Raw genomic sequence first — 15,625 nt, 5'->3', positions numbered from 1 at the left:
AACCGAGGCCGACGCCAGGTGCTCGTCCACGTTGTCAGTGCCGCGGTCCACAATGGTCGCGTCAGAACCCGTTCACGCTTCAGCGAGCGACCAGGAAAGAGGAGCCGGCAGCGATGGCCCGCCGCAGCACGAAGACCCCGCCGCCCGACGACTCGTTCGAGGAGCGGATCCTCGACATCGACGTCGTCGACGAGATGCAGGGCTCCTTCCTCGAGTACGCGTACTCGGTCATCTACTCCCGCGCGCTCCCGGACGCCCGCGACGGCCTCAAGCCGGTCCACCGCCGCATCGTCTACCAGATGAACGAGATGGGACTGCGCCCCGACCGCGGCTATGTGAAGTGCGCGCGCGTGGTCGGCGAGGTCATGGGCAAGCTGCACCCGCACGGCGACGCGTCGATCTACGACGCCCTGGTGCGCATGGCCCAGCCCTTCTCCATGCGAGTGCCGCTGGTCGACGGCCACGGCAACTTCGGCTCGCTGGGCAACGACGACCCGCCGGCCGCCATGCGGTACACCGAGTGCCGCCAGGCCCAGGCGACCAGTCTGATGACGGAGTCGATCGACGAGGACACGGTCGACTTCGCGCCCAACTACGACGGCCAGGAACAGGAGCCGGTCGCCCTCCCGGCCGCCTTCCCGAACCTGCTGGTCAACGGCTCCTCGGGCATCGCGGTCGGCATGGCGACCAACATGCCCCCGCACAACCTCTCCGAGGTCATCGCGGCCGCCCGCCACCTGATCCGCTACCCGAACGCGGATCTGGACACCCTGATGAAGCACGTCCCCGGCCCCGACCTGCCGACCGGCGGCCGCATCGTGGGTCTGGCCGGCGTCCGGGACGCGTACGAGACGGGCCGCGGCACCTTCAGGATCCGCGCCACGGTCGAGATCGAGACGGTCACCGCGCGCCGCAAGGGCCTGGTCGTCACCGAACTGCCCTTCACGGTCGGTCCGGAGAAGGTGATCGCCAAGATCAAGGACCTGGTCGGCTCGAAGAAGATCCAGGGGATCGCGGACGTCAAGGACCTCACCGACCGCCAGCACGGCCTGCGCCTGGTCATCGAGATCAAGAACGGCTTCGTGCCCGAGGCCGTCCTGGAGCAGCTCTACAAGCTGACGCCGATGGAGGAGTCCTTCGGCATCAACAACGTCGCGCTGGTGGACGGCCAGCCGCTCACGCTCGGCCTGAAGGAGCTCCTGGAGGTCTACCTCGACCACCGCTTCGAGGTCGTGCGCCGCCGCAGCGAGTTCCGCCGCACCAAGCGCCGGGACCGACTGCACCTGGTGGAAGGCCTGCTCACGGCGCTCGTCGACATCGACGAGGTCATCCGGCTGATCCGCTCCAGCGAGAACAGCGCGCAGGCCAAGGAGCGCCTGATGGAGCGCTTCTCCCTGTCGGAGATCCAGACCCAGTACATCCTCGACACCCCGCTGCGGCGCCTGACCAAGTACGACCGCATCGAGCTGGAGTCCGAGAAGGACCGGCTGAACGCGGAGATCGCCGAGCTGACCCGGATCCTCGACTCGGACGCGGAGCTGCGCAAGCTGGTCTCCTCCGAACTGGCCGCGGTGGCCAAGAAGTTCGGCACCGAGCGGCGTACGGTCCTGCTGGAGGCCGCGGGCGCCCCCGCGGCCACCGTGCCACTGCAGGTCGCTGACGACCCGTGCCGGGTGCTGCTGTCCTCGACGGGCCTGCTGGCCCGTACGTCGAACGGCGAGCCCTTCCCGGAGGACGAGGGCGCCCGGCGCGTGAAGCACGACGTGATCGTCTCCGCGGTCCCGGCGACGGCCCGTGGCGAGATCGGCGCCGTGACCTCCTCGGGCCGTCTGCTGCGGATCAACGTGGTGGATCTCCCGCAGCTCCCGGACACGGCGTCGGCGCCGAACCTGTCCGGCGGCGCGCCCCTCTCCGAGTTCCTCTCCCTGGAGGACGACGAGACGGTGATCTGCCTGATCACCCTCGACGAGTCCTCCCCCGGCCTCGCCCTCGGCACCGAACAGGGCGTCGTCAAGCGCGTGGTGCCCGACTACCCGTCGAACAAGGAGGAGTTGGAGGTCATCACCCTCAAGGAGGGTGACCGTATCGTCGGCGCGATCGAACTGCGCACCGGCGAGGAGGATCTGGTCTTCATCACCGACGACGCCCAACTGCTGCGCTACCAGGCCTCGCAGGTCCGCCCCCAGGGACGGCCGGCGGGCGGCATGGCGGGCATCAAGCTCACCGAGGGCGCGAAGGTGATCTCCTTCACCGCGGTGGATCCGGCGGCGGACGCGGTCGTCTTCACGGTCGCGGGCTCGCGCGGCACCCTCGACGACTCGGTCCAGACGACGGCCAAGCTGACCCCGTTCGACCAGTACCCGCGCAAGGGCCGCGCCACCGGCGGCGTGCGCTGCCAGCGCTTCCTGAAGGGCGAGGACTGTCTGTCCCTGGCCTGGGCGGGCGCGGTCCCGGCCAAGGCGGCCCAGAAGAACGGCACCCCGGCCGACCTTCCCGAGATCGACCCGCGCCGCGACGGCTCGGGCGTCTCCCTGCCGAAGACGGTGGCGGTGGTGGCGGGACCGGTCTAGGCGGCGCTACGAGGGCTCCACTACGTCCTCGTCCGGCTCCTGTACGTAGCGCAGGACGCCCCACATGCCGTGCTCGTCGGCGGTCTGCGGGGCGTCGCTCGCACACGCCTGCAGTTCCTTGCCGAGGGCCGGGGCGTCGATGCCGGAGCCGATGAGGACGAGCTGGGTGAGCCGCGGTTCACCGGCCGTCCACGGCTCCGGGTAGAACCGCAGGAAGCGGCCGACGGCATGGACGGCGTAGCGGTTCCGCCCGTCGTACGCGCCGAAGTCGACGTACCCCTTGATCCGGTACAGCCCCTCGGGCCTGCTGTCGAGGAATCCCATCAGCCGACGCGGGTCCATGGCCGTCTCCGAGGTGAAGGACAGGCTGTCGTACGCCGAGTGCAGATGTCCGGAATGACTGTGCTCGGCGTCCTCCCCGTGGTGGTGCAGGTCGTCGAAGGACAGCTGTCCGACGCGCTCCTCACTGGGCCGGCAGTCGAAGAGGAACTCGGGGTCGACCCGTCCGTACACCGCGGGTACGACGGCTGCGCGGCCGGCAAGGGACCGCACGAGCCGCAGAACCCTCTCCCCGTCCTCGGCCCGGTCGGCCTTGTTGACGACGACCAGGTCGGCGAGGGCGAGATGCCGGTCGATCTCCGGATGCCTGGCGCGGGTCTCGTCGAACTCGACGGCGTCGACGACCTCGACGAGACCGCCGTAGACGACCTCCGGCTGCTCGCTGGCCAGCAGCATCCGTACGAGCTCCTGGGGCTCCGCGAGTCCGCTGGCCTCGATGACGATGACGTCGATACGGGCGGAGGGCCGGGCCAGCCGCTCCAGATACTGGTCGAGTTCGCTCGCGTCGACGGCGCAGCACAGGCATCCGTTCCCGAGGGAGACGGTGGAGTCGCCGAGGGCGCCCGCGACGGCCATGGCGTCGATCTCGATGGCGCCGAAGTCGTTGACGACCGCGCCGATACGGCTGCCGCCGCTGTGGTGGAGGAGGTGGTTGAGGAGGGTGGTCTTGCCGGAGCCCAGGAATCCGGCGAGTACGACGACCGGGATCTGCCGGACACCATGGCTCGGCTGGCTCAACGCGCGACCTCTCTCCCACCGACGCGCGCACCGGCTCGCGGCCGCGGCGCACGTACGAGCTTTCCCTGCCGGAACAGGATACGAGCCGTGAGGATCCCCGCCGGTTGAACGATTTCAGCGGGTCGGGTCATGAGGACCGCACTGTCAGCCCACGCCCGGCATCGCCGCCGGTGCCGCCGCCCCCACATATCGCGCCACCGGACGGATGATCTTCGGGTCCTCCGCCTGTTCCAGCAGGTTCGCGCTCCAGCCCACCACACGCGCCGCGGCGAAGGTCGGGGTGAACATCTCGCGGGGCAGCCCGCAGAGTTCCATGACGACGCCCGCGTAGAACTCGACGTTGGTGTGGAGTTCACGTCCCGGCTTCAACTCGGCCAGGATCGCCTCCACCTGCCGCTCGACCTCCACCGCGAACTCCACGCGCGGACCACCGAAGCTCTCGGCCACCTCCCGCAGCATGCGGGAACGGGGGTCCTCCGTGCGGTAGACGGCATGCCCGAAGCCCATGATGCGGTCGCCGGCCAGGACGCGTTCACGGATCCACTCGTCGATGCGGTCGGGCGTGCCGATGGCGTTCAGGGTGTCCAGCGCCCGGCTGGGCGCACCGCCGTGGAGCGGGCCGGAGAGGGCCCCTACGGCTCCGACCAGGCAGGCCACCACGTCCGCCCCGGTCGACGCGATCACCCGCGCCGTGAAGGTTGACGCATTGAAGCCGTGATCAATGGTTGAGATCAAGTATTGCTCGATCGCCCGGACCCGCTCCGGGGCGGGCTCCGAACCCGTCAGCATGTAGAGGTAGTTGGCCGCGTAGGAGAGGTCGTCGCGCGGCTCGACCGGATCGAGCCCGCGCCCCAGCCGGTACAGCGCGGTGAGCAGTGTCGGCACGGCCGCCGCGGCGATGACGGTGTCGCGCCGGCGTTCGTCCGCCGTGCTGTCGTAGACCGGCCGGAATCCCTTCGCCGCCCCGAGCAGCGACAGCGCGCTGCGCATACCGGCCAGCGGGCCGGATCCCTCGCTCGCCGCCGCGATGGCGGGCAGCGCCGCCCGCACCTCGTCGGGCAGCCGCCGCGGGGCCGCCGTCTCGGCGGCGAAGGCGGCGCGCTGCCGGGCGTCCGGCAGCGCGCCGTTCACCATGAGATGCCAGACGTCCTCGAAACCGCGGGTCTGTGCGAGTTCGACGGCCGAGTACTGGCGGTAGTGGTAGAAGCCCTCGAGCCCCCGGACGTCCCCGATCTCGGTGTCGGTGACGACGACACCGGCGAGACCTCGCGGTACGTCGACGGTGACGGCGGATGACCTGTTGACGGACATGATTTCCTCCCTGGACTTGATTCGACTGTCCATACTTGACTTAATCTCTGTCAATATTGATTGAATCAATATCAAGAGTCCATGCATCGCTATGCCGATACGGTGACCTCATGCGCGATCAAGAGCCCTCCCCAGGTCCCGCCGAACAGCGGCTGACCACGAAGGAAGCCGCCGAACTGCTGGGCGTGAAGCCCGAGACCGTGTACGCGTACGTGAGCAGGGGCCAGCTCGGCAGCCGGCGCGTCCCCGGTGGCCGCGGCAGCACCTTCGACGCCAGGGAGGTGGAGGCGCTCGCCCGGCGCAACAGACGGGAGAGCAGCGGAAGTGCGGGCCCCGGCGGCGAGCTGTCCGTGCGGACCCGCATCACGCTCATCGAGGAGGACCGGTACTACTTCCGGGGCGTGGACGCCACGGCCCTGGCCACCCGCCACTCCTACGAAGAGGTCGCCGAGTGGCTGTGGACCGGCCACATGCGCCCCGGCATCACCTTCACCGCACCGGAGGCCGGGGCCGCCCTGGCCCGTCACGTGGTCGACGGCCTGCCCGAACACACGAGCCCCACCGACCGGTTGAGGGTCGCGGCGATCGCCGCCGCGACCGCGGACCCCTTGCGTTTCGACCTCTCCGAGGAGGCCGTCCTCGGCACCGCGCGCACCCTCATCCCCACCCTGGTCGCCGCCCTGCCCCAGCAGGGGACCCACCGCCGCGACGAGGGCCCGCTCGCCTACCGTCTGTGGTCGCGGCTGAGCAGCCGGGACGCCGACGAGGCCTCGTTGCGCGCCCTGGACACGGCCCTCGCCCTCCTCGTCGACCACGACCTCGCCGCCTCGACGCTCGCGGTGCGGGTCGCCGCCTCGGCCCGCGCGCACGCCTACGCGGCCGTCTCCGCGGGGCTCGGCGTGCTCGAAGGCCCCCTTCACGGCGCCGCCAGCAGCCTCGCGCACCGGCTGATCATGGATGTGCTCGACGAGGGCGACGCGGGCCCCGTGATCGCGGAGGAGCTGCGGGCGGGCCGCCGTATCCCCGGCCTGGGGCATCGCCTCTACACGGGCGAGGACCCACGCGCGCGTGTCCTGTTCGGCCTCCTGGAGGAGATCCCGGGAGCCGCCCCCGCCCTCTCCGCGGCCCGCGACATCGTGGCCACCACGGCCCGCCACACCTCGCTGCACGCCAATGTCGACCTGGCGCTGGCCGTGCTCACCGCCTCCGGCGGGATGCCGGCCACGGCGGGCGAGACCATCTTCGCCGTCGCGCGTACGGCGGGCTGGATCGCCCATGCCCTGGAGGAGTACGGCGAACGGCCCCTGCGGATGCGCCCGAGCGGACACTACGTAGGCCCGAAACCGCCGCAACCCCTGCCGGAGTAGGACACAAGCCCGACCGGAAGTCACCCTGGGCCAAGTCAGGTTAGGCTCACCTCTGTGAGTACGTGCTCAACCGCTTCCCAGGAGCTCGACGAGCCCCTCGCGGGAACCGCGGCCACCGCGCGGACCTGGCTGCTGCTGGAGCAGCCGGGCCCCTGGGGCGCCAAGGCGCTCACGTCGAGCCACCTCGACCCGGCGCTCGGCCGCGCCCTGGAGGCGGCCGCCAAGGGCACGGGCGTGCGTGTCGCGCTCATCCGCCGCCCGGGCCGCCACGCCGATCTCGGCACACCCTCCGCACGGCAGGTCTACGCGGCCCACACCGAGCCCGGCGGGGTGTGGCTGCACAGCGCCACGATCCGCGATCCCGAGGACCTGCTCGACCTGGACTTCGCGGCCCTCGGCAGGGGCGAGCACCGGAGCTTCGACTCGACGCTGGGCGGACGGCCGCACTCGGGCGACCCGCTGGCCCTCGTCTGCACCAACGGCAAGCGCGACCGCTGTTGCGCCCTGCTGGGCCGCCCGCTCGCCGCCGAACTGGCCGCCTCGGGCGTGGAGGGGGTCTGGGAGGTCACTCATCTGGGTGGTCATCGCTTCTCGCCGACTCTGCTCGTGCTGCCGTACGGCTACGCGTACGGCCGCGCCCGGGCCCACGCCGTGAAGCAGGTCCTGCACTCCGTGCAGGAGGGGAGGATCGTCGTCGAGGGGTGCCGCGGGAACTCCGCCTGGGAGCGGCCCGGACAGGCGGCCGAGCTGGCCGTGCGCACGGCCGCGCGCGAGTACGCGGCGGAGGCCCTGGCCGTCGTGGGGACGCGCGGTGCGGCTCCGCGCTGGGAGGTGACGGTCGCCCACTCCGACGGCCGCCGCTGGCGCGTCGTCGTGGCCCAGGGCGCCTCCGCACCGCCCCGCCCGGAGAGCTGCGGGACGTCGGTGCTGGGCTCTCCCGCCCACATGGAGGTCGTCCAGGTCCGCGAACTGGTGCCGACGGCACTCGCGAGCTGATCCGCTCAGTATTGATCAAGAGATCCATGCCACACCCCTACGGCAGGTCCGGCGGGCCCACGTACGGTCATGGGTATGAGCCCCACTCCCCCCGCCCGCCGCCTGCGCCTCGGTATGCCGAAACGGGTGTTCTCACAGGTACTGCTGATGCAGGTGGCGATCGCCGCGGGGGTGGCGGTGCTGGCGACCGGCTTGTTCCTGGCGCCGCTCAGCAAGCAGCTGGACAACGAGGCGATGAACCGCGCCCTGGCCATAGCGCAGACCACGGCGGAACAACCGCAGATCGCCGAGGACCTCCAGCACACGGCGCCGACCGCCGGCGGGCCCGTCCAGAAGGAGGCGGAGCGGATCCGCGTGGCGACCCACGCCGAGTACATCGTGGTGATGGACCGGCGCGGTGTGCGCTGGTCGCACACGAACGTGAAGCAGATCGGCCAGGTCGTCTCCACCAGCCCCAAGGAGGCCCTGGCCGGCAAGCAGGTCAGGGAGATCGACAGCGGCACGCTGGGCCGCTCGGCGCGCGGGAAGGTGCCCCTTCGCGACACCCGCGGCGAGATCATCGGCGCGGTCTCGGTCGGGATCAAGTACGACAGCGTGCGCTCGGAACTCATCAGCGCGATCCCGGGGCTGCTCGCCTACGCCGGCGGGGCGCTGGCCGTCGGCGCGCTGGCCGCCTGGCTGATCTCCCGCCGGGTCCAGCGGCAGACCCGCGACCTGGCCTTCTCCGACATCTCGGCGCTGCTCGCGGAGCGCGAGGCGATGCTGCACGGCATCCGGGAGGGCGTCGTCGCCCTGGACCGCACGGGCCGGATCCGGCTGCTCAACGACGAGGCGCACCGTCTGCTGGGCATCGACCGGGAGGCGGTGGGCCGTTCCCCCGACGAGGCGCTCGGCGAGGGACGTACGGCCGACATCCTGACCGGCCGGGTGACGGGCACCGATCTGCTCACGGTGCGCGGCCAGCGCGTCCTGGTCGCCAACCGTATGCCCACCGACGACGGCGGCGCGGTGGCCACCCTGCGCGACCGCACCGAGCTGGAGCAGCTGGGCCGTGAACTCGACTCGACGCGCGGGCTGATCGACGCCCTGCGCGCCCAGGACCACGAGCACGCCAACCGTATGCACACGCTCCTCGGGCTGCTCGAACTGGAGATGTACGACGACGCCGTGGAGTTCGTCGGCGAGGTGGTCGGCGACCACCGGGCCACCGCCGAGCAGGTCACCGAGAAGATCCAGGACCCGCTCCTCGCCGCGCTGCTGGTGGGCAAGGCGACCGTCGCGGCCGAGCGCGGGGTCGCCCTGTGGGTGTCGGACCGGACGCGGCTGCCGGACCGGTTGATCGACCCCAGGGGGCTCGTCACGATCGTCGGGAACCTGGTCGACAACGCGCTCGACGCGGTGGCGGCGACACCGCACGCGCGCGTGGAGGTCGAGCTGCGCACGGAAGGACGTACCGCCGTCCTCAGAGTGCGCGACACCGGACCCGGAATCCCCGCGGAACAGCATGAGTTGATCTTCACCGAGGGGTGGTCCACCAAGGAGCCGCCCGCGCACCGGAAGCGCGGCATCGGGCTCCCCATGGTGCGCAGACTCGCCGAACGGCACGGCGGCAGCGCGACGGTGCGGGAGGCGGAGGGCGGCGGCGCCGAGTTCACCGTCGTACTTCCCGAGGCGCTGGCCGAGCACACGCCTGAGTCGGCCCCGAGCGGGTTCGTGGAGACAGCCGTCAAGGAGGAGTCGCGATGATCGAGGTCCTGGTCGTGGACGACGACACCAGGGTCGCGCAGGTCAACGCCGCCTACGTCGAGAAGGTGCCGGGCTTCCACGTCGCCGGTGAGGCGCACAGCGCCGCCGAGGCACTGCGGCAACTCGAGGAGCTGCCCCGGCTGGACCTCGTCCTCATGGACCACTATCTGCCCGACGAGACCGGTCTGACGGTCGTCCAGGAGATGCGCCGACGTGGCCACCAGACCGATGTGATCATGGTGACGGCGGCTCGGGACGTGTCGACGGTGCAGGCCGCGATGCGGCACGGCGCGCTGCAGTACCTGGTCAAACCGTTCGCGTTCGCGGGCCTGCGCGCCAAGCTGGAGGCCTACGCGGAACTGCGCCGCACGCTCGACGGTGGCGGCGAGGCCGAACAGGCCGAGGTCGACCGCATCTTCGGCGCCCTGTCCGCCCCGTCGGAGCCGGGGCTGCCCAAGGGACACTCCCCCACCACCGCCGAACTGGTGCGCCGGTGCCTGATCAACGCCGAGGGCCCGCTGTCGGCCCAGGAGATCGCCGACAGGACCGGGGTGAGCCGCCAGACCGCGCAGCGCTATCTGAAGCTCCTGGAGCGCACCGGACGGGCCCGGCTCACCCTGAAATACGGCGACGCGGGCCGCCCTGAACACCGTTACGTGTGGGCGACCCGCGCCTAGGGCACGGCCGGTTGGGGGCGGGGGAAGGGACCGTGCCCCCTCTACATACGGATTCAGCCCGCGGCCTTCTCCACGAACTCGGTGGTGAACGTCTTGCTCAGATCCACCTTGGCGTTCTTGATGTTGGGGTTGAACGCCTTGAGCACCTTCTCAACGGTTGCGGGGCCGTCGGCGGGCATCACACCGTCCGTGGTGAACATGGGCAGCGTGCTCTTGATGGCCTGCGCGTAGAGCGCCTTGTTGCCCTGGGAGTAGTCGGCCGGCATCTTGGCGGCGATCTCGGTGGCGCTGTGGGTGGACATCCACTTGAGCGTCTTGACGAATGCGTTGACCATCTTCTGGACGGTGTCCTTGTGACTGTTGACCCAGTCCGTCTGCATGTACAGGCTTGACGACGGATACGGGCCGCCCAGCGCCTTCTGGGACCCCTCGGGCGTCCGCATGTCGAGCAGGACGTTGCCCGCTTTCTTGTCCAGGATGTTGGCGACCGTGGGGTCGGTCGTCATGCCGCCGTCGATGGCGCCCTTCTGGAGCGCGGCGATGAACGTCGGTCCCGCACCCACGGCGACCGGCGTGAACTCGCTGACCTTCACACCGTTCTTGACGGCGAGGTACTTGGTGAGGAAGTCGGTCGACGAACCGAGGCTGGTGACGCCGAGCTTCTTCCCCTTGAAGTCCTTGGGCGAGGTGATGTCGCCCGCCGCCTTGGTGGAGACGATCTCCACCTCGCCGGGCGCGTGCGAGAACTGCACGACGGACTCGACCGACTTGCCCTTGGTCTGCAGGTCGAGCGTGTGGTCGTAGAACCCGACGGCCCCCTGGACCTGCCCGGAGACCAGCGCGGTCTCGGCCTGGACGCCTGCGGGCTCGCTCAGCATCTCCACGTCGAGGCCCTCGGCGTCGAAGTAGCCGAGCCGCTGGGTGAGCATGGCGGGCAGGTAGATGACCTTGTCCAGGCCACCGACCATGATCTTGACCTTCGTGCCCTTGCCGTCACCCTTGCTGCCGGCGTCGGCGGAGGTGCTGGCCGCGTCGTTGGCGCAGGCGGTGAGGGAGGAGAGGGCGAGCAGGCCGGCGGCGGCCAGGGTGGTGTATCTGGCGGACTTGCGCATGAGGGTTCACGTCCTTGTGAGAGGGCGGTGCGGGGAGGAGACAGAGCCCGACGGGGCGGCCGGCGCTAGGAGTTCGCCGGCTTCCAGCGGAAGACCCGGCGCTCGACGAAGGTGAGCAGCCCCTCGGCCGCCAGGGCGACGACGGCGAGGATGACCATCGCGGCGTACACACCGGCCGCGTTGAAGGTGTTCTGGGACTGCGAGACGAGCAGGCCGATGCCCTTGGTGGCACCGATGTACTCGCCCACGATGGCGCCGATGAGCGCGAAGCCGAAGCTCACGTGGAGGCTGGTGAAGATCCACGAGGTGGCCGAGGGGATGACGACCTGAAGGGTCACCCGGCGGTCGCTGGCGCCCAGGATGCGGGCGTTGGCGACCAGATTGCGGTCGACCTCGCGGGCGCCCTGGAAGGCGTTGAAGAAGACCGGGAAGAAGACGAGGACCACGGCAGAGGCGACCTTGGAGGCCGGTCCGAGGCCGAACCAGATCAGGAAGATCGGCGCGAGGATGATCCTCGGCATGGAGTTGAGAACCTTGATGTATGGACCAAGGACATCGGCGAGGAAGGTGATCCGCCCGAGCGCGATACCGAACACGACACCGGCGGCCACACCGAGCACCCAGCCCAGCAGTGCCTCGTAGAGCGTGTACCAGATCTGCTCGCCCAGCGGGCCGAGCGCGGTGCCATGGGTGATCCAGGTCCAGATCTGGTCCCAGATCTCCGAGGGCATCGAGAAGTTGAACGGATCGATGACCTTGGCCCGGGAGAGCGCCTCCCACAGGCCGAGGATGCCGATCAGCAGCAGTACCCGGACCACCGTGACGACGATCTTGCGTCTACGGGCGGCCCGCGCGCGTGACTGCGAACGGTCCGGTGCCTTGACGGTGTCGACGACCGGTGTGCTGAGAACCTCAGGCGACATGCGCGGCACCCCTCTCACGGGTGATGCGGACCTCTTCGCCGAGGGACTCCCAGATCTCGCGGTAGATCTCGATGAACCGCGGTTCCAGGCGCACCGACTCGACCTTGCGCGGGCGCGGCAGGTCGATGTCGAAGACCTGCTTGACGGTGGCCGGGCCGGCCGTCATCACCACGACCTTGTCGGCCAGTGCGATGGACTCCTCGAGGTCGTGGGTCACGAAGACGACGGAAGCGCCGGTGCCCTCCCACAGCTCGAGCAGCTCGTCCGACATCAGGGCCCGGGTCTGCACGTCGAGCGCCGAGAACGGCTCGTCCATCAGCAGGATCTCGGGGTCGTTGACGAAGGTCGCGGCGAGCGCGACACGCTTGCGCTGGCCGCCGGAGAGCTGGTGCGGGTAACGGTCCTCGAAGGCCGCGAGCCCGACCCGGGCCAGCCATTCGCGTGCCTTCTCCTTGGCCTCCGCCTTGGGCACGCCGCGGAAGCGCGGCCCGGCCATGACGTTGGACAGGACGGTGCGCCAGGGGAAGGTGGCGTCCTGCTGGAAGACGAAACCGACCTTGTCACCGACGCCGTGCACCGGCTCCCCGGCGACCAGGACCTCACCCTCGGTGGGCTCTTCCAGCCCGCTGACCAGGGTCAACGTGGTCGACTTGCCGCAGCCGGTCGGTCCGACGACGGCGACGAACTCACCTCGCCCGACCGTGAGATCGAGCTCCCTGACAGCGGTGTGCAGACCCCCCGACGGGGTCCTGAAGATCTTGCTCGCGCCCCGCAACTGGATGGCGGGGCTGGTGTCTGCGCTCATGGCCGGGGACGGTAGATGTGGCTCGGGCCACAGCAGCAGCCTTGTGAGCGCATGCCGTTCTTTTGCTTGCAACAGCCTGTTGTGCTCGTTTTGCTCGCGCTACAACTGCGGAGCCGAAACATGGGCTTAACGCTCGCCAGGCCTTGACAGAAAGAGGCCCGATGATTGACGTCCTGGTCGTGGACGATGATTTCCGCGTCGCCGAGATCAACGCCAAGTACGTGGGAAAGGTTCCCGGATTCCGGGTGGCCGCCCGCGCGCACAGTGCTGCCCAGGCCCTGGCCAATGTGCAGCGCGGGGGCGTCGACCTGGTCCTGCTCGACCACTATCTGCCCGACCAGACCGGTCTTGAACTCGTCCACCGCATGCGGGAACAGGGCCATGGCACCGACGTCATCATGATCACGGCGGCCAGCGATGTGACGACCGTGCAGGCCGCGATGCGCCTGGGCGCGCTGCACTATCTGGTGAAACCGTTCACCTTCGCAGCCCTGCGCACCCGCCTCGACTCCTACGCCGCCCTGCGCCGCACCGTCGACCGCGTCGGCGGCCGCGGCATCGCGGGCCAGGAGCAGGTGGACCGCATCTTCGGTGCCCTGCGCACCACTCCCGCGCCGTCCTCACCGGGCCTGCCCAGCGGCCACTCGGAGCCGACGAGCGACCTCATCTGCCACGTCCTGCACCACGCCGACCACCCCCTCTCCGCCCACGAGGTCGCCGCGGAGACGGGCCTGAGCCGCTCCACCGCCCAGCGCTACCTCCGCCACCTAGAACAGGCCGGCCGCCTGCGCCTCTCCCTCAAGTACGGCGACACAGGCCGCCCCGAGCACCTGTACGCCTGGGTGACGCCGTAGCCGTACGACGATCAGGACGGCGCCGCCCACGCCGCCTAGACCGCACCCGCCCCGGTCAGCGACCGCACCTCGGTCTCGGCGTGCTTGGCCTCGTCCGGGACCTCGGCCGAGGTGACCGTGCCGAGCCAGCCGGCGAGAAAGCCCAGCGGGATCGAGACCAGGCCGGGGTTCTGGAGCGGGAAGTACTGGAAGTCGAGGCCGGGGAAGAGGGAGTCGGGGCTTCCCGACACCACCGGAGACAGCACGACAAGCCCGAGCGCGGGGATCAGTCCCCCGTACACGGCCCACACCGCTCCCCGTGTGGTGAAGCCGCGCCAGAACAGCGAGTACATCAGCACCGGGAGGTTCGCGGACGCGGCGACGGCAAAGGCGAGGCCCACCAGGAAAGCCACATTGAGGTCGCGGGCCAGCAGCCCGAGGGCGATCGCCACCACGCCGATGCCGACCGAGGCCATACGCGCGACGGCCACCTCCCCGCGTGGCTTGGCATGGCGGCGGCGCAGGGATGCGTACAGGTCGTGGGCCACGGACGCCGAGGAGGCCAGCGTGATGCCGGCGACCACGGCGAGAATCGTTGCGAAGGCGATGGCGGCGACGATCGCGAACAGAACCGTTCCACCCGTGGACCCCGCGCCGCCTCCCAGGTCGAGCGCGAGCAGCGGGACGGCCGTGTTGCCGGCCGCGTTCGACCGCCGTACCGCCTCCGGACCCACGAGTGCCGCCGCCCCGAAGCCGAGGACGATCGTCATCAGGTAGAAACCGCCGATGAGCCCGATCGACCAGAGCACCGAACGCCGGGCCGCACGGGCGGTCGGCACGGTGTAGAAGCGGGACAGGATGTGCGGCAGGCCCGCCGTGCCGAGCACCAGCGCCAGCCCCAGACTGATGAAGTCGAAGCGGGCGGTCCAGCTCCCGCCGTATTTCAGTCCCGGCGCCAGGAACGCGTCGCCGTGTCCACTGCGCTCGGCCGCCGTCAGCAGCAGCCGGTCGAGGTCGCCGTGGAACCTCAGCAGGACGAGCACGGTCAGCGCGACCGTACCGGCCAGCAGCAGCACCGCCTTCACGATCTGGATCCAGGTGGTGGCCCGCATCCCTCCCAACGACACATAGATCACCATGAGAGCGCCGACCCCGATGACGGTCCAGGCCCGCGCCGCCTGGCTCGTCCCTCCCAGCAGCAGCGCGACCAGGCTGCCCGCACCCACCATCTGCGCCACCAGATAGAGAACGGACACCGTGACCGAGGAGGTTCCCGTCGCGATCCGTACGGGCCGCTCACTCATCCGCGCCGCGACCACGTCGGCCAGCGTGAACCGTCCGCAGTTGCGCACCAGTTCGGCGACCAGGAACAGCACCAGCAGCCAGGCCACGAGGAACCCGACCACATACAGCAGCCCGTCGTACCCGAAGAGCGCGATGAGCCCCGTGACGCCGAGGAAGGACGCTGCGGACATGTAGTCGCCGGCGATGGCAAAACCATTCTCCAGCGGGGAGAAGAGCCGCCCGCCCGCGTAGAACTCCTCCGCCGAACCATGCCTGTCGCGGCTCACCCATGTGGTGATCGCGAGCGTGACCGCGACGAACGCGCTGAACAGCAGCAGTGCCAGCGTCTGGTGATGCCCCGTCACGAGGCACCCCCTCGCACCGAGCGGGTCAGCTCCTGGGTGTCCCAGCGCAGATCGAGCGCGGCCCGGTCCCTGCGCAGCCGCGCATGCCGCGCATAGGCCCAGGCGAGCACGAACGTGGTCAGGAACTGTCCCAGCCCCGCGAGCATCCCCACGTTCACGGCGCCCGCCACCGGTCGCGCCATCAGCCCGGGCGCGGTCGTGGCGGTGACGACATACCCCACGTACCAGGCCAGGAAGACGATCACGCCCGGCACCACGAACCTGCGGTACCGCCGGCGCACCTCCTGGAAGGCCGCACTGCGCTGCACCTCCAGGTAGACGTCGGCCGCGGCCTGCTCCTCCCTCGCCCGCCGCGCCGGTTCGGCCCGGGGCTCGGGCACGCCGGCACCGGTGGGCTCACCCCATCCGGAGGCGAGTGCGTCGTACCACGGATCGTCGTATCGCATACTCCCGGACGCCTCGGCGGGGACCTGGTCGCGGCCCTCGCGGTGTTCGGCCGAACTCTCGGCGCCACCCCCGCCTCCGCGGGGACGACCGTTGCTTGACTGCATGCCCAAGG

At 70.2% G+C, this 15,625-nt stretch carries 13 protein-coding genes; 6 read left to right on the top strand and 7 right to left on the bottom strand.

The window, feature by feature from the left end; translation table 11 throughout:
- The first annotated feature begins 113 nt into the window (after positions 1-113).
- On the top strand, positions 114-2,570 hold the full coding sequence (locus ABZT17_RS31725) for a DNA topoisomerase IV subunit A (protein WP_356353857.1): 2,457 nt from the start codon (positions 114-116) through the stop codon (positions 2,568-2,570).
- A 6-nt stretch (positions 2,571-2,576) separates the two neighbouring features.
- Here ABZT17_RS31725 and ABZT17_RS31720 read toward each other — a convergent pair whose 3' ends face one another.
- Positions 2,577-3,647: a GTP-binding protein gene (locus tag ABZT17_RS31720; protein ID WP_356353855.1), complete on the bottom strand. Its 1,071-nt coding sequence runs from the start codon at positions 3,645-3,647 to the stop codon at positions 2,577-2,579.
- Positions 3,648-3,791: 144 nt separating this feature from the next.
- Positions 3,792-4,958, bottom strand: coding sequence for a citrate synthase/methylcitrate synthase (locus ABZT17_RS31715; protein WP_356353853.1), 1,167 nt, complete (start codon positions 4,956-4,958; stop codon positions 3,792-3,794).
- A 110-nt stretch (positions 4,959-5,068) separates the two neighbouring features.
- Here ABZT17_RS31715 and ABZT17_RS31710 point away from each other — a divergent pair, with 110 nt between their 5' ends.
- From ABZT17_RS31710 to ABZT17_RS31695, 4 genes are all read left to right on the top strand, one after another.
- Positions 5,069-6,325 carry a citrate synthase gene (locus tag ABZT17_RS31710; RefSeq protein ID WP_356353852.1) on the top strand — a complete coding sequence of 419 codons (1,257 nt, stop codon included), beginning with the start codon at positions 5,069-5,071 and terminating at the stop codon, positions 6,323-6,325.
- A gap of 54 nt (positions 6,326-6,379) precedes the next feature.
- The gene (locus ABZT17_RS31705) at positions 6,380-7,321 is read left to right on the top strand and encodes a sucrase ferredoxin (RefSeq protein ID WP_356353850.1); all 942 of its coding nucleotides are present in this window, start codon (positions 6,380-6,382) and stop codon (positions 7,319-7,321) included.
- A 75-nt stretch (positions 7,322-7,396) separates the two neighbouring features.
- Complete coding sequence (locus ABZT17_RS31700) at positions 7,397-9,067, top strand: sensor histidine kinase (RefSeq protein WP_356353848.1); 1,671 nt, start codon at positions 7,397-7,399, stop codon at positions 9,065-9,067.
- Positions 9,064-9,744: a response regulator gene (locus ABZT17_RS31695; RefSeq protein ID WP_356353847.1), complete on the top strand. Its 681-nt coding sequence runs from the start codon at positions 9,064-9,066 to the stop codon at positions 9,742-9,744. The genes ABZT17_RS31700 and ABZT17_RS31695 overlap by 4 nt, the downstream gene beginning before the upstream one ends.
- Before the next feature lie 53 nt (positions 9,745-9,797).
- Here the strand turns inward: ABZT17_RS31695 and ABZT17_RS31690 are convergent, their stop codons facing one another.
- The 3 genes from ABZT17_RS31690 to ABZT17_RS31680 form a co-directional block, all read right to left on the bottom strand.
- A complete protein-coding gene (locus ABZT17_RS31690) occupies positions 9,798-10,856 on the bottom strand; it encodes an ABC transporter substrate-binding protein (RefSeq protein WP_356353845.1) in 1,059 nt (352 codons plus the stop codon).
- A 65-nt stretch (positions 10,857-10,921) separates the two neighbouring features.
- Entirely contained in the window at positions 10,922-11,779 is an 858-nt protein-coding gene (locus ABZT17_RS31685; RefSeq protein ID WP_356353843.1) for an ABC transporter permease, read from the bottom strand.
- Complete coding sequence (locus tag ABZT17_RS31680) at positions 11,769-12,584, bottom strand: ABC transporter ATP-binding protein (protein WP_356353842.1); 816 nt, start codon at positions 12,582-12,584, stop codon at positions 11,769-11,771. Before ABZT17_RS31680 ends, ABZT17_RS31685 begins: the two co-directional genes overlap by 11 nt.
- 161 nt (positions 12,585-12,745) lie before the next feature.
- On the opposite strand from ABZT17_RS31680, the gene ABZT17_RS31675 reads away from it, so the two are divergent.
- Positions 12,746-13,438 (top strand): response regulator, encoded by a 693-nt coding sequence (locus ABZT17_RS31675; RefSeq protein WP_356353840.1) that lies wholly within the window; start codon positions 12,746-12,748, stop codon positions 13,436-13,438.
- A gap of 35 nt (positions 13,439-13,473) precedes the next feature.
- Here ABZT17_RS31675 and ABZT17_RS31670 read toward each other — a convergent pair whose 3' ends face one another.
- Both ABZT17_RS31670 and ABZT17_RS31665 read right to left on the bottom strand, forming a co-directional pair.
- A complete protein-coding gene (locus tag ABZT17_RS31670) occupies positions 13,474-15,066 on the bottom strand; it encodes a cation acetate symporter (RefSeq protein WP_356353838.1) in 1,593 nt (530 codons plus the stop codon).
- Positions 15,063-15,617 (bottom strand): DUF485 domain-containing protein, encoded by a 555-nt coding sequence (locus ABZT17_RS31665; RefSeq protein ID WP_356353837.1) that lies wholly within the window; start codon positions 15,615-15,617, stop codon positions 15,063-15,065. Before ABZT17_RS31665 ends, ABZT17_RS31670 begins: the two co-directional genes overlap by 4 nt.
- Positions 15,618-15,625 lie beyond the last annotated feature (8 nt).

The sequence above is a fragment of the Streptomyces sp. NPDC005648 genome, from assembly GCF_040605395.1.
Lineage (GTDB): Bacteria > Actinomycetota > Actinomycetes > Streptomycetales > Streptomycetaceae > Streptomyces.
This window is presented reverse-complemented; position numbering and strand designations above follow the sequence as displayed.

Excerpts from the sequence above, each read along its gene's own strand:
- ABZT17_RS31700 (WP_356353848.1), top strand. The coding sequence starts at position 7,397 with ATGAGCCCCACTCCCCCCGCCCGCCGCCTGCGCCTCGGTATGCCGAAA.
- ABZT17_RS31685 (WP_356353843.1), bottom strand. The coding sequence starts at position 11,779 with ATGTCGCCTGAGGTTCTCAGCACACCGGTCGTCGACACCGTCAAGGCA.
- ABZT17_RS31675 (WP_356353840.1), top strand. The coding sequence starts at position 12,746 with ATGATTGACGTCCTGGTCGTGGACGATGATTTCCGCGTCGCCGAGATC.
- ABZT17_RS31715 (WP_356353853.1), bottom strand. The coding sequence starts at position 4,958 with ATGTCCGTCAACAGGTCATCCGCCGTCACCGTCGACGTACCGCGAGGT.
- ABZT17_RS31665 (WP_356353837.1), bottom strand. The coding sequence starts at position 15,617 with ATGCAGTCAAGCAACGGTCGTCCCCGCGGAGGCGGGGGTGGCGCCGAG.
- ABZT17_RS31725 (WP_356353857.1), top strand. The coding sequence starts at position 114 with ATGGCCCGCCGCAGCACGAAGACCCCGCCGCCCGACGACTCGTTCGAG.
- ABZT17_RS31695 (WP_356353847.1), top strand. The coding sequence starts at position 9,064 with ATGATCGAGGTCCTGGTCGTGGACGACGACACCAGGGTCGCGCAGGTC.
- ABZT17_RS31680 (WP_356353842.1), bottom strand. The coding sequence starts at position 12,584 with ATGAGCGCAGACACCAGCCCCGCCATCCAGTTGCGGGGCGCGAGCAAG.
- ABZT17_RS31690 (WP_356353845.1), bottom strand. The coding sequence starts at position 10,856 with ATGCGCAAGTCCGCCAGATACACCACCCTGGCCGCCGCCGGCCTGCTC.
- ABZT17_RS31710 (WP_356353852.1), top strand. The coding sequence starts at position 5,069 with ATGCGCGATCAAGAGCCCTCCCCAGGTCCCGCCGAACAGCGGCTGACC.